The 13308-nt window shown below is 48.2% G+C and carries 11 protein-coding genes and 3 tRNA genes; 5 read left to right on the top strand and 9 right to left on the bottom strand.

The features are described from left to right. Positions 1-28: 28 nt before the first annotated feature. Positions 29-1576, top strand: coding sequence for a sulfatase (locus tag ABUA47_RS18255; protein WP_035448164.1), 1548 nt, complete (start codon positions 29-31; stop codon positions 1574-1576). Positions 1577-1584: 8 nt separating this feature from the next. Next, positions 1585-2871: an LA_2272 family surface repeat-containing protein gene (locus ABUA47_RS18250; protein ID WP_035448162.1), complete on the top strand. Its 1287-nt coding sequence runs from the start codon at positions 1585-1587 to the stop codon at positions 2869-2871. Between the two features lies 1 nt (position 2872). Here the strand turns inward: ABUA47_RS18250 and ABUA47_RS18245 are convergent, their stop codons facing one another. From ABUA47_RS18245 to ABUA47_RS18205, 9 genes are all read right to left on the bottom strand, one after another. Then, on the bottom strand, positions 2873-4861 hold the full coding sequence (locus tag ABUA47_RS18245; RefSeq protein WP_035448160.1) for a fructose-bisphosphatase class III: 1989 nt from the start codon (positions 4859-4861) through the stop codon (positions 2873-2875). A 54-nt stretch (positions 4862-4915) separates the two neighbouring features. After that, a complete protein-coding gene (locus tag ABUA47_RS18240) occupies positions 4916-6586 on the bottom strand; it encodes a putative transporter (RefSeq protein WP_005828042.1) in 1671 nt (556 codons plus the stop codon). Positions 6587-6679: 93 nt separating this feature from the next. Next, entirely contained in the window at positions 6680-7693 is a 1014-nt protein-coding gene (locus ABUA47_RS18235) for an inorganic phosphate transporter (protein WP_005828041.1), read from the bottom strand. A 12-nt stretch (positions 7694-7705) separates the two neighbouring features. Next, the gene (locus ABUA47_RS18230) at positions 7706-8353 is read right to left on the bottom strand and encodes a DUF47 domain-containing protein (protein WP_005828040.1); all 648 of its coding nucleotides are present in this window, start codon (positions 8351-8353) and stop codon (positions 7706-7708) included. Between the two features lie 28 nt (positions 8354-8381). Next, positions 8382-9029, bottom strand: a complete 648-nt coding sequence (locus ABUA47_RS18225; protein ID WP_005828039.1) for a DedA family protein — start codon at positions 9027-9029, stop codon at positions 8382-8384. A gap of 95 nt (positions 9030-9124) precedes the next feature. Continuing rightward, positions 9125-9538: a hypothetical protein gene (locus ABUA47_RS18220; protein ID WP_005828038.1), complete on the bottom strand. Its 414-nt coding sequence runs from the start codon at positions 9536-9538 to the stop codon at positions 9125-9127. A gap of 99 nt (positions 9539-9637) precedes the next feature. Beyond that, positions 9638-9709: transfer RNA gene (locus ABUA47_RS18215), tRNA-Glu, on the bottom strand. 15 nt (positions 9710-9724) lie between these two features. Continuing rightward, positions 9725-9797: transfer RNA gene (locus ABUA47_RS18210), tRNA-Lys, on the bottom strand. Positions 9798-9800: 3 nt separating this feature from the next. Further along, positions 9801-9890, bottom strand: a tRNA-Ser gene (locus tag ABUA47_RS18205). Positions 9891-10118: 228 nt separating this feature from the next. On the opposite strand from ABUA47_RS18205, the gene ABUA47_RS18200 reads away from it, so the two are divergent. From ABUA47_RS18200 to ABUA47_RS18190, 3 genes are all read left to right on the top strand, one after another. Continuing rightward, positions 10119-11462, top strand: coding sequence for an MATE family efflux transporter (locus tag ABUA47_RS18200; protein WP_120137549.1), 1344 nt, complete (start codon positions 10119-10121; stop codon positions 11460-11462). A gap of 54 nt (positions 11463-11516) precedes the next feature. Beyond that, positions 11517-12101 carry a Crp/Fnr family transcriptional regulator gene (locus ABUA47_RS18195; RefSeq protein ID WP_005828036.1) on the top strand — a complete coding sequence of 195 codons (585 nt, stop codon included), beginning with the start codon at positions 11517-11519 and terminating at the stop codon, positions 12099-12101. Positions 12102-12245: 144 nt separating this feature from the next. Then, on the top strand, positions 12246-13172 hold the full coding sequence (locus ABUA47_RS18190) for a tyrosine-type recombinase/integrase (RefSeq protein ID WP_034525571.1): 927 nt from the start codon (positions 12246-12248) through the stop codon (positions 13170-13172). Positions 13173-13308 lie beyond the last annotated feature (136 nt).

Below are 13308 nucleotides of genomic sequence, written 5' to 3'. Positions count from 1 at the left end.
ATCTAACCCTTTCTAAATTATTATCTAAATGAGAAACGAATTATTATTATCCGCCATGCTTCCGATATGCGGAATGGCGGGAGAAGCGTATGGCATGCCGCCTGGGGATGCCGTACCTGCTCCAAAAGAGCAGCCAAACATCATTCTGTTCCTAGTGGATGACATGGGATGGCAAGACACGTCCCTCCCCTTTTGGACACAGCGTACCAAGTACAACGATACGTACCATACTCCCAACATGGAACGGATGGCTACACAAGGCAAAATGTTTACGCAGGCCTATGCATGCAGCATCAGTTCACCTACGCGTGTCAGCCTTTTTACGGGAATGAATGCTGCCAGGCATCGAGTCACCAGTTGGACCCTCCGTAAGAACACTACCCATGAACAACCCGACTCGGTCATGATTTATCCGGAATGGAACGTTAACGGCATTTGTCAAGAGCCTGGCGTGGAACGGACCACACAAGTCACCTCCCTGGCCGAAGTGCTCAAAGACCATGGCTATCACACCATTCATTGCGGAAAAGCCCACTTCGGTGCTGAAGGCACTCCCGGAGCCGACCCGTTGAAAATGGGGTTTGAAGTGAACATAGCCGGACATGCTGCCGGTTCACCTGCCAGCTACTATGGCAAGGAGAATTTCGGCAACAAAACAGACGGTAAAAGCCCGCTGGCTGCCGTACCCGGTCTGGAGAAATATCATGGAACCGACACTTTTCTAAGTGAAGCCCTTACCATAGAGGCCATGAAGGCCCTGGACGATGCACAGCAGACTGACAAGCCATTCTTTCTGTACATGGCACACTATGCCATCCATACCCCTATACAACCTGACATGCGTTTCTACCAGAAGTACCTGGACAAAGGCCTTCCTCCGGTAGAAGCCGCCTATGCTACTCTCATTGAGGGTATGGACAAAAGTTTGGGAGACATTATGGATTATCTGGACAAGAACAACCTGACGGAAAACACTATCCTCATCTTCATGTCCGACAATGGCGGTTTGGCGGCCCATACCCGCGCCGGACAACTGCATGTCCAGAACTATCCGCTCAACAGTGGTAAAGGTTCCGCCTACGAAGGAGGCATACGTGAACCGATGATTGTCCGCTGGCCGGGCATCGTAACGCCCCAAACCCAATGCGACCATTACCTGATGATAGAGGACTTCTTCCCCACCATCCTTGAGATGGCAGGCGTAGATAACTATACAACCGTACAGCAACGCGACGGCATCAGTTTCATGCCATTGCTCACCGGAAAAGGTAAAATGAAAGACCGTGATATCTACTGGCATTATCCCAATAGCTGGGGTCCTTCCGGCCCGGGCATCGGAGCCACTTGCTCCATCCGTTCGGGCGAGTGGAAGCTGGTGTATTATTTCGGTGACGGTAGACGGGAACTTTTCAACATCCCCGCCGACATCAGTGAAAAACATGATATGGCCCGAGAGAAGCCTGAAGTTGTCAAAGAGTTGTCACGGAAATTAAGTAATTACCTCCGGTCTGTGGATGCGCAGCGCCCTCTGTTGCGTGCCACCCGCCAACCAGCTCCCTGGCCGGACGAAATATAGAAAAAAGTATGAAACGAAACCTTTCCCTCCTCCTTGTGTCCCTGCTTTTTGCAGGGACAGCTCTTGCCCAAGAACATAATCCGGGCAGCGTACAGCCGGATACGATTCAGAAATCCTCCGAAAAATCTTTCCGGAAACAACGCTCTCCACGAACAGACCATGGCCCGGTAGGTATCAATATCTCCTTATGGAAAAACATCTCCACACAGCGGACTGATACCATAGGAAGCACCTGCTTCAATCTGGGTGTGTTCTCCTCCATGAACCGTCTGAATGGCCTCGGCATGAATATTCTTGGCAGTGTAACCGGCAGGGATGTGAACGGTGTACAGATGGCAGGTCTGTCAAATATGGTGGGGGGAAGCATGCGAGGCATGCAGATAGCAGGAATTACCAACATCAATGGCAACAACCTTATCGGAGTATCCGTTTCGGGACTGGTAGGTATCACCGGAACCCATGCGCAAGGCGTCATCATTTCCGGTCTGGCAAACATCAGTGGGGACTATAATCGTGGCGCCTCCATAGGCGGCCTGTTGAATATCAGCGGAGAAGGTGCTTCCGGCATACACTTTGCCGGACTCGCCAATATTTCCGGCGGAAATTTCAAAGGATTTTCAGGGGCCGGCCTGCTAAGTGTAATCGGTGAAGACTTGAATGGCATGCAGATGTCCACCCTTGCCAACATCACCGCCGGAGATATGACCGGTGTTCAGGTTTCCGGCCTGGGCAATGTGGTGGGTGGTACAGCCCGAGGATTACAAATAGGCGCTGCCAATATGGCCATACGTGCCAAAGGGCTTCAAATAGGTCTATTCAACTACTACAAAGAAAAATTAGATGGTTTCCAATTGGGATTAGTCAATGCCAATCCCCAAACAAAAGTTCAACTGATGTTTTTCGGTGGTAATGCCACCAAGCTGAATGTAGGTGCCCGTTTCAAGAACCGGCTCTTCTATACCATCCTCGGTGGCGGTACCCATTATCTGGATTTTGGCGATAAGTTTTCCGCTGCCCTCTTCTACCGTGCCGGTCTTGAACTACCGCTCTACAAACAGCTGTTTATCAGCGGAGATCTGGGATACCAACATATAGAAACCTTCAAGAACAAGGACTACGGCATTCCGGCACGTCTCTATGCCCTCCAGGCACGTGTCAATCTGGAATACCACCTGACCGACCGCTTCGGCATATTCCTCACCGGCGGTTATGGCGGCAGCCGCTACTACACCCAAGGGAAAACCTATGACAAAGGCATCATTGTAGAGGGCGGGGTGACGATACTGAAATTATAAATTATTGTTTCTCCTTAATCAACCCCGTCCTATACGCCACCAGCAGTTTCATCAAATCCTGAATCTGCGTAACGAGTTCACTTCCTTTGTCCGTATCCTTCACCATCATACGCTGCGAATTGAATTCGACAACCAGGGTTGTAGACTTGATGTCTTGCCCTTCTTCAATGGCTTTCTGACGGCTCTGGAACGGCTCATGCTGCACCAACTGCAAGCCGTGGGAATGATATACCAGCGTATATCCCGCAATTCCCGTTTCCGGCTGATAGGCTTTTGAAAAACCACCGTCAATCACCAGCAGCTTACCATCCGCTTTGATAGGCTTCTCACCTTTAATGGTCTTTACCGGTACATGCCCGTTGATGATATGCGAATGTGGCCCCGGCTTCACGCCGAACTCTTCAAGAATGCGGTCACACACCTCAGCCTCGTTGCGCAAGGCATAGTAATGTCCTTTCGTCTCCTTATGCAATGTTTTGTCGGCCACAAAATAGCGTTCAAAGGTAGCCATCTTGTCTTTATCGAAGGAAGGGGCATCCGGTCCGCACCACATGTACCAGACATAATCCAGTGCAAACTGTTTCTCGTCCGAACCGTCCTCGTCAAAGTAAGCGGTACGTATCAGCTGGTCGGTCTTTTTCAGCAACTTGCGTCCCCAGTATTCCTTTTGACCGATGCGGACATGTTTGAAACTGCCGTCCGCATTCAGAGGCACGGAAGCATGATAAAGCAGGTTACTGTTGCACACCAGATACATGCCGCCATACGTAAACAAGCAGCGCATGTGCTTCTTCATCTTCTCGCTGTTCATGAAAGAAGAATGAATCCGGTGCATCAGTTCGCGCTCTTCGTCCGACAGACGATACGGGTCCGCCGGGTCTATGGTGGGGAAATTTACATCGCGCAACGGATATTCCTTGCCTTCGTATACAAACACACCACGCTCGAAATCCACCAGATGCAGCAGTCTCCGGTTTTCCATACCGAACTCAGGACGACGGCTGATGATTTCCGCTTCCAGTTTCAACTGGATAACCGTAATCGCCTTGTGCATCTGTGTAATCAACCGCAAGGTCTTCTCATTGTATTCCGCATCGGCAAAGTTCATTTTCGGTGCAAAGATGGTGCAAGGGTCATCCGCATAGGTATCCATGGCAAACGTCGCAAGCGGCAACAGATTGATGCCATAACCATCCTCCAGCGTTGCTAAATTGGCATAGCGCATCGACATACGGATTACGTTGGCTATACAAGCATCATTACCCGATGCGGCACCCATCCACAGAATATCGTGGTTACCCCATTGGATGTCGAAATTATGATAATCACAGAGAGTATCCATGATAATATGCGCACCCGGTCCGCGGTCGTATATATCGCCCACGATATGCAGCGAGTCGATGGTCAAGCGCTGGATAAGGTTACACATCGCCACAATAAAATCATCCGCACGCTTCGTAGAGATAATGGTACTGATTATGACATTGATATAGGCATGTTTGTTAGGTTCGATGCTCGATTCGTGCAACAGCTCTTGAATGATATACGAGAACTCTGCCGGAAGTGCCTTGCGTACTTTCGAACGGGTATATTTGGACGAAACGTTCTGGCATACTTTTACCAACTGGTTCAGTGTTATCAAATACCAGTCATCCAGGTCCGTTTCCTGCTCCTTGATAAGTTGCAGCTTCTCTTCCGGATAATAAATTAACGTACAGATTTCCTTCTTCTCACTTTCGCGCAGTGTATGCCCGAATATTTCGTTCACCTTACGTTTCACTGCCCCCGATGCATTCTTCAGCACATGCTGAAAAGCCTCATACTCGCCATGAATATCCGTCAGAAAATGCTCTGTACCTTTCGGCAGATTCAGAATGGCCTCCAGATTGATGATTTCCGTACTGGCATCAGCAATGGTAGGAAAACTGCGTGATAATAATTGCAAATAACGCAAGTCATTGACAATACTTTCCGGAGTTATATTTCCCATAGTTATTTAATTGATAGTTGATAATTGACAGTTGATAATATCCCTCATTCTTCATTATCCATTAATGAAGAACATGAGCAGCACTTGGGCTATGATTACCCGTAGAAACATGCACAGCGGATAAACCGTAGCATAAGCTACAGACGGATTGTCTCCCGGAATTGTGTCGTTGGCGTAGTTCAGCGCCATGGGGTTTGCCATGCTTCCGCACAGCATACCCGCCATTGTTCCGAAATCTATCTTCAGCCACTTGAAGGTAACGATACCCATAATCAATACCGGAACCACAGTCAACGCAAAACCCGTAGCAATCCATAACAGCCCTTCCGGCCGGAATACCGTATCGAAGAAATGGGCACCTGCATCCAGTCCCAGGCAAGCCAGGTAAAGAGACAATCCCAATGCACGGAGCATCAGGTTCGCACTGCGCGTAGTATAAGTCACCATGTGCATCCTCGGACCGAATGTCCCGATAAGAATACCTACGATGATAGGGCCTCCTGCCAATCCGAGCCGCACGGGAGCGCTGATGCCGGGAATGGAAATAGGAATTGCTCCCAAAGCCAGACCGATGACAATGCCGATAAATACCGCCACCAAGTTCGGTTCCTTCAGGCTTTTCACAGCATTGCCCAGCACCTTCTCCACATTTTGTATAGCAGCGGCTTCGCCCACTACGGTCAGGCGGTCACCCAATTGCAAGGTCAGTTCCGCTGTGGCCAGCAGCTGCACGCCGCTACGATAAACCCGGCTGATATTGATACCGTAATGATTACGCAGATGGAGAGAACCCAGCTTCTTGCCGTTCAACTCCGGGCGCGTCACCACGATACGTTGCGAAATCAACTGGCTGTCTATGGCATTCCAGTCTATATCTTCCTTGTTCCAATCAGTATGCTCCTGCTCGCCGAAAAGCACGGTCAGAGCCGGCGTATTTTTCTCCGAGGTAATCACCAGCAGGCGGTCACCTTCCTTTATAATCTTTTCCGAGGTAGGAATACTCACATTCCCATCCCGCCACAAGCGGGAAATCACGAACTTCGGATAGCTGTTCAGCCCGCCTATTTCCTTGATACTCTTGTTGAAGATGGCAGGATTGTGCACCTGGAACGCAACAATGTAAGGCTTGTTCACGTCATCCTTCTCTTTCAATTCCAGGTCTTCCTTATGCGCCAGCGTCTTACGGATGAACAGTACGGCCAGAATGACCCCTACCACCCCCAGCGGATATGCCACCGCACACCCCAAAGCAGGGGTACTGGACTCCAATCCCATCTGTTTCAATGTCTGCTGTGCCGCACCGAGTGCCGGTGTGTTTGTCGTGGCACCGCAAAGTATGCCCACCATATCCGGCAGGGATACTCCCAACCCATAGCTGCCCAGTACAGTCAGCAGGGTGCCGATAAGCACTACACCCGTGGCGAGCATATTCAGTTGTACCCCTCCTTTACGGAAAGAGCTGAAAAAGCCCGGTCCCACCTGCAAACCCAAAGCATACACAAATATCACCAGCCCGAAGCTTTCCGCATAATTCAGCATCTGCGGGTCTATGGACAACCCGAAATGCCCGGCAATGATGCCGGCAAAGAATACAAACGTCACTCCCAATGAAATGCCGCAAACATGTATCTTCCCCAATCCCAATCCGATAGCGGAAATCAGTGAGAGTACCACAACCGCCTGCAAGGCGGAGTGCTCGACGAATAAACTATATAGCCAGTCCAATGTGCATTCTATTTTACAGTTTCAGGCTGCAAAGATAGTGCAAACCTCATGCAAAATAAAACGAACCCGTCTATTTTTTATGCGGCAGCACTTCTAAAAAAGGGATACGATACAATAAATCCCTGCTGCCAGCAAAGCACTGACGGGGATAGTCAGCACCCAAGCGGTCATCAGACTCTTCGTAACTCCCCAACGCACAGCCGAAAGCCGCTTCGTGGCCCCTACTCCGATAATAGCTCCCGTAATGGTGTGTGTCGTACTTACCGGAATCTTCAGATACTCCGTCAGATAAAGCGTAAACGCACCGGCAGTTTCCGCAATCACCCCTTCCAGTGGCGTCACCTTCGTAATCTTAGTCCCCATGGTCTTCACAATCTTCCACCCGCCGGACATGGTACCGAGTGAAATGGCCGTAAAACAAGAGAATGCCACCCAGTCCGGCAGGTCATCAATACTGTTTATCCCCATTCCCAGTCCTTCCGAATGTCCGGCTATCATAGCCGCAGCAATGATACCCATTACCTTCTGTGAATCATTCAGACCGTGCCCGATGCTGAACAAAGCCGAAGACACCAGCTGCAGTTTCTTGAACCACACCTCGGCCGTATGGGGATGCGCCCTGCGGCAAATGTACAAGACCAACAACGTAAAACCAAATGCCACCACCATACCAATCAAGGGAGCCAGAAAAATGAATGCCGCAATCTTCAGAATGATACTCAACTGGATGGCCTCAAAACCGTGTGCCATGATGGCAGCTCCGGCAAAACCTCCGATAAGCGTGTGCGAAGAAGAGGAAGGGATTCCCTTCCACCAAGTGAACAGATTCCAGGCAATAGCCGCAATCACGCCGGCCAGAATGATAGGCAAAGTAATGTAAGGCTCCATCACCGTTTTCGATACGGTGTTGGCAATGCCGAAACCGCCGATGACACACTTGGCGATGAAAAAGGCCACAAAATTGAAGAAAGCCGCCCATATCACCGCCTGAAACGGTGTAAGCACTTTGGTAGACACAATGGTGGCAATAGAATTGGCCGCATCATGAAAACCGTTGATATAATCGAATATCAGAGCCAGTACAATGATAATCACTAATAGTTCCATGCGTCCGTTCGTTTATGCGTATTTCACAATCAGGCTCCTCAAAATCTTGCCCACGTGTTCGGCTGCGTCCGTCGTTTTTTCCAACTCATACATAATCTCCTTGATTTTGATGAGTTCAATGCAGTCCTTCTCTTCTTCAAAAAGCCTGGTGATGAAAAATTCATAAATATCATCTGCCCGGTTTTCTATGTCATGCAGCTGGTTGCAATATGCGCGCAGCTTATCCGGACTCTTGCGGAATGCCTCCAGTTCATCCATGGCCTGGCCGATGAGGGCCGCTTCTTGTTGAACCATATGTCCCAGCTCTTTCCCCTTGTCCGAAATAGGATGCGGATTATAGATAGTGATACGCTTGGCACAGCTGTTTATTCCATCAATCACATCATCCATGCCCGAAGCCAGGTCATGGATATCCTCCCGGTCAAAAGGAGTAATGAAAGTAGTACCCAGTTCATCCAGAATCAGATTGGTCAGCTTATCGCCCTCGCGCTCCAAATCTTTGATTCGTTTATAATCTTCCGCCCTCTTCTCAGGCGAGTCATGGCCCAATATTTCTATCAACAGAGCCGACGAGGACAATAAAATCTCAGACAATTGCTTCAGCAAAGGAAAGAATTTCGGTTCTTTCGGTGTGAACCGGCTAAAAAAAGAATTCTTCATAATGGATAAATGTACTAAGTATATTAATTTATTTTTGTTTTCGTTGTTTCAGTCTTGCACGCAGCACTTCTACCACGGCCGGCAGTATGGAAACCACAATAATGGCCACAATCAGCAGTTTGAGGTTCTCTTGTACAAACGGAAGGTCACCGAAGAAATAACCCGCATAACAGAAGATGGCAATCCAGCAGGCGCCCCCAATCAGGTTGTACAGCATGAAGTAATAGTAATGCATCTTACCCATCCCCGCCACGAATGGCGCAAACGTACGGACGATAGGCACAAAACGGGCTATGATAATTGTCTTGCCTCCATACTTCTTATAGAACTCATGGGTCTTGTCGAGATGGCTTTGCTTGAATATTCTGGAATCGGGATTATTGAAGAGCCTTTGCCCGAAGAAATGCCCTATCATGTAGTTGCAAGAGTCGCCCAATACCGCGGCAACAAACAATATCAAAGCCAGCACATTGACCTCGAGAGGCATGTCGGGCAGTGCGGCAATAGCTCCCGCCACAAAAAGCAGGGAATCGCCCGGCAGGAAAGGTGTGACCACCAGCCCCGTTTCGCAGAAAATAATCAGAAACAATATGGCATACGCCCACATATGATATTCCTGCACTATATCAATCATATACTGATCGATATGGAGAATAAAATCTAATAGAAAATCCATTATATATTGATTATCAGTACTTAAAAAATAGAGAAAAACTCGGCATGGGGAGACGGGCAATCTCTCTGGCTCCCGAAAGAGAGGAAGGGAAAGTACTAAATAAGAATACGCCTCAGCGTATATACATAATATCTATATGAAATCTTATGGGGATGGAAAGTAAAGGGGAAAGAAGTTGTCTTTTCTTCCGGGAGCAGAGTTTTCAGGGTTCTCGCAACCTTGGCGGCAATGAAGTCCGGATTAAGCCTCAACAATTTCGAGCAAGAGGCATGCCGTAATGAGAAGGTATTTCCTATGCAACCGGCATCTGCCAGGCAATTATAATTCGCGTCCTCCCCTTTTTCCTGGCATTGTCTGCCATCTGCCCCCGACAAGCTGTGCTGGGCTCCGGAGAAATAATGCACATCCGCAGTAGGGAGTGTCTTACATCCCTCCATATCATCAGAAACGGAAGTGAACTTCGATATGAGGAACAACCCTAACAAGATATAGAATATACATTTCGCCATAGCGGGTGCAAATATAGAAACTATTTTCGGATTACAACAGAAAAATGAAAAACAAAAAGCGGTTAACCGTTTCATCAGTCAACCGCTTTCTTGTTTTTGTAGTGGGTACGAGAATCGAACTCGTATACCATGCGTGAGAGGCATGTATCCTAACCGTTAGATGAACCCACCCTCGCATTTGTCTTGTACACCCTCAGGGATTCGAACCCTGGACCCACTGATTAAGAGTCAGTTGCTCTACCAACTGAGCTAAGAGTGCATCTGGCGGAAGCTGGGGGATTCGAACCCCCGGTACGGTTACCCGTACGTCAGTTTAGCAAACTGGTGGTTTCAGCCACTCACCCAAACTTCCTTTTTTATAACCAGCATTCTTTTCAAATGCGGTGCAAATGTAGGGCAAACTTTTGGACTGTGCAAATCTTTCCTACATATTTTTTTCACCGTTTTCATACAATTTGAGATAACACGTTAACACTCAAACCCTAAAACAAGAAAAAAAATTTGATACATATCAAACCGTCCTTTTCAACCTTTCCTTATCTTTGCGCGATTTTTAAAGTATAGTGCACATACACGGACAATGATACAACAAGAAAGCCTAAAAAAGCGGCTTGCCAAGCTGGCCGCCCCCATTTTTATAGAGACACTTCTCATCATGATGCTCGGTGCGGTGGACACCATCATGCTGAGCCGCCACTCGGACAACAGTGTTGCCGCCGTAGGGGTAGTCAACCAAATTATCATGCTCACTTTCCTCGTTTTCGAAGTCATCAACCTCGGAACGTCCGTTCTGTGTTCCCAGTATCTCGGTGCGAAACTACACAAGAAAGTAGTGCAAGTAGTCGGCGTATCCATCCTCGTCAACCTGGCGGTAGGTATCACGGTCAGCCTGGTACTGTTCTCCTGCGTCCATCCCATCCTCCGGCTGATGGGGCTCACCGCTGAACTGATGCAGGACGGCATGGACTATATGCGTATCGTAGGCGCTTTCGCCTTCTTCCAGGCACTATCCCTCACCCTCTCCGCCTCCCTGCGCAGTGCCAACAAGGCCATCTACCCGATGATGGTCACCGTCGTAGTCAATATCCTCAATATCATCGGCAACTACTCCCTCATCTTCGGCCGCTTCGGCTTTCCGGAACTGGGCGTGGAAGGCGCCGCCATCTCCACAGCCTTCAGCCGGGGTGTCTCCATGATTATACTGTTCGTCATACTGTTCCGCAAGCACATCCACCGTTTCCCACCGGCATACTTCCGCCCTTTTCCGTGGATAGAACTAAAGAACCTGATGAAGGTAGGCCTGCCCTCCGCCGGCGAACAATTGTCGTACAGCTCGTCGCAAGTCGTCATCACCTACTTCATCAACATGCTGGGAGTGGAAGCGCTCGCCACCCGTACCTATTGTGTCAACATCATCATGTTCGCTTATCTGTTCAGCATCTCCATGGCACAAGGCGGCGCCATCTGTATCGGGCATCTGATAGGCGAGAAGAAACCTCACGCAGCCTTCCTTATGGGAAAATACGTCATGAAGAAATCCGTCATGATTACCGTCATGCTGTCCTGCATCCTCGCCCTTTCGGGGCATGCCATCTTTGGCTGGCTCACGTCCAACCCCGACATCATACGTATGGGTGCCACCATCCTTATCATAGATGTACTCCTCGAAATAGGCCGCCCCATCAACATCTTCGCCACCAACGCCCTTCGTGCGGCAGGAGATGTCAACTACCCCTTCTACGTAGGGTTGGTGGTGCAGTGGAGTGTAGCTGTAGGTGTGGGATACCTTTTCGGCTTCCCCTTCGGCTGGGGTATCTGCGGCATGTGGGTAGCCTTCCTGTTGGACGAGAATATCCGCGGCTTCATTTTCGTCCGCCGCTGGTATGGCATGAAATGGGTAAACAAAAGTTTCATACGGAGCTGATTTTTTCTCGTAAAAACCTTATCTTTGCCCCTCGAACAAACAAATTATGGCTTTATGGATGCACTATTGAAAGAAACCGTAGATGCCGCTATCAACTCCCGCTATCCAGGCATGGCTCCCGAGGGAAGAAGGTTGATAGAGGAAATCCTCATTCGCAAGGAAGTAGAAAAGGGCGCATTATTACTCAATGAAGGGCAGATAAGCCATAATATCGTATTTGTAGGAAAAGGCATGTTGCGCCAATTCTATTATAAAAACGGTAAAGACGTCACCGAACACTTTTCCTATGAAGGCTGCATCATCATCTGCATAGAAAGTACCTTGAAGCAGGAACCCACCCACCTCATGATTGAGGCACTCGAACCGAGTGTCGTATACCTGCTGCCATACAACAAGCTGCTGACACTTACCGAAATCTCATGGGAAATAAACATGTTCTATCGGAAGATTCTGGAATATTCCCTGATTGTTTCACAGATAAAGGCTGACTCCTGGCGGTTTGAGACTGCACGCGAGCGCTATAACCAGCTCATGGAACATCAGCCCGAAGTCATCAAGCGGGCTCCTTTGTCGCACATTGCGTCCTATCTGCTGATGACCCCCGAAACACTGAGTCGGGTACGTTCGGGCATACTGTAACCCTCCTCCTGTCTGCCCGGAGAATACATATCTGAATTTATATAGAAATTTTACCATTTCTCCCCTAAGCGTGCATTGATTGCCATACAATCATTTCATGCTCAAGGTTGTTTTATATGTATTTAAAATATTAAAATTCAGATTATGAATACTATACATAATTTTTCCGCTTCCCTGATACAGCGGACAAAACAAGCCGGACGATACAGTACATCCGGTATATATACCAGTACAGTGAACAGCTTTTTCCGCTTCGTCGGCCACCGTTCCATCACTTTTGCAGAGCTTACCCCCAGCCTCATCAAGCAATACGAAGACCGGCTGCTCGGTGAAGGACGGCGCCATAATACCATATCCACCTATATGCGTATGCTCCGTTCCATCTCTCACCAAGCTGCCGAACAAGGCATTCCATTCACACACAGTATAGACGATTTGTTCGCCTATGTATTCACCGGTTATGAGCCTACCGCCAAACGGGCCATCTCTCCTTTACTAATCCGGCGCTTGGTAAATCTTGATTTGGAGAAGAAACCCGCCTTGCGTTTCAGCCGCGACATGTTTCTGTTAAGTTTTTACTTACGAGGCATTCCGTTCGTAGACCTTGTACATCTCCGCAAAACGGATGTCAAGCACAATACCATTTATTATTACCGCCATAAGACCCGTCAGCAATTGTCCGTACATATAGAGTCGTATGCCGCACAGATTATAAATAGGTATAAGAACGAAGCCGCCTCTTCCCCCTATTTGCTACCGATATTATCACTGACCGGGGAAGATGGTTACAGACAATACAAAAGTGCTTTACGGCTCTACAACCAACATTTACACACACTTTCGAAGATGTTACGGTTAAGCATTCCATTAACATCTTATGTAGCCCGCCATAGCTGGGCCACCACTGCCAAAGACGAAGGAGTGGCCATTTCTGTGATTAGTGAAAGCTTAGGACATACTTCTGAAAAGGTAACTCACGTTTACCTTGCTTCTTTTGACAACAATGCGATGAGTAAAGCAAATAAAAAAGTGATTGCAACAATCCATCCAAACAAAAAGAAAAAGCCCTAAAAACTAGAATTTGTAAAAGTATTCCTATTTGTATAGGAGTACTTTTATTATCCAATTTTATTCTCTTACTTACAAGGTAAGAGAATATGTTTTATGGCTGCAAAGATATGAAAAAGATTACTACAATCGCAAAAAA

This window comes from Bacteroides sp. RTP31139st1_H2_RTP31139_211217 (assembly GCF_040227615.1).
In the GTDB taxonomy this organism is placed as follows: Bacteria; Bacteroidota; Bacteroidia; order Bacteroidales; family Bacteroidaceae; genus Bacteroides; species Bacteroides uniformis.
The sequence above is the reverse complement of the archived record's forward strand: the minus strand, read 5'-3'. Positions and strand labels throughout refer to the sequence as shown.

Excerpts from the sequence above, each read along its gene's own strand:
- ABUA47_RS18255 (WP_035448164.1), top strand. The coding sequence starts at position 29 with ATGAGAAACGAATTATTATTATCCGCCATGCTTCCGATATGCGGAATG.
- ABUA47_RS18250 (WP_035448162.1), top strand. The coding sequence starts at position 1,585 with ATGAAACGAAACCTTTCCCTCCTCCTTGTGTCCCTGCTTTTTGCAGGG.
- ABUA47_RS18245 (WP_035448160.1), bottom strand. The coding sequence starts at position 4,861 with ATGGGAAATATAACTCCGGAAAGTATTGTCAATGACTTGCGTTATTTG.
- ABUA47_RS18235 (WP_005828041.1), bottom strand. The coding sequence starts at position 7,693 with ATGGAACTATTAGTGATTATCATTGTACTGGCTCTGATATTCGATTAT.
- ABUA47_RS18230 (WP_005828040.1), bottom strand. The coding sequence starts at position 8,353 with ATGAAGAATTCTTTTTTTAGCCGGTTCACACCGAAAGAACCGAAATTC.
- ABUA47_RS18225 (WP_005828039.1), bottom strand. The coding sequence starts at position 9,029 with ATGGATTTTCTATTAGATTTTATTCTCCATATCGATCAGTATATGATT.
- ABUA47_RS18220 (WP_005828038.1), bottom strand. The coding sequence starts at position 9,538 with ATGGCGAAATGTATATTCTATATCTTGTTAGGGTTGTTCCTCATATCG.
- ABUA47_RS18200 (WP_120137549.1), top strand. The coding sequence starts at position 10,119 with ATGATACAACAAGAAAGCCTAAAAAAGCGGCTTGCCAAGCTGGCCGCC.
- ABUA47_RS18195 (WP_005828036.1), top strand. The coding sequence starts at position 11,517 with ATGGATGCACTATTGAAAGAAACCGTAGATGCCGCTATCAACTCCCGC.
- ABUA47_RS18190 (WP_034525571.1), top strand. The coding sequence starts at position 12,246 with ATGAATACTATACATAATTTTTCCGCTTCCCTGATACAGCGGACAAAA.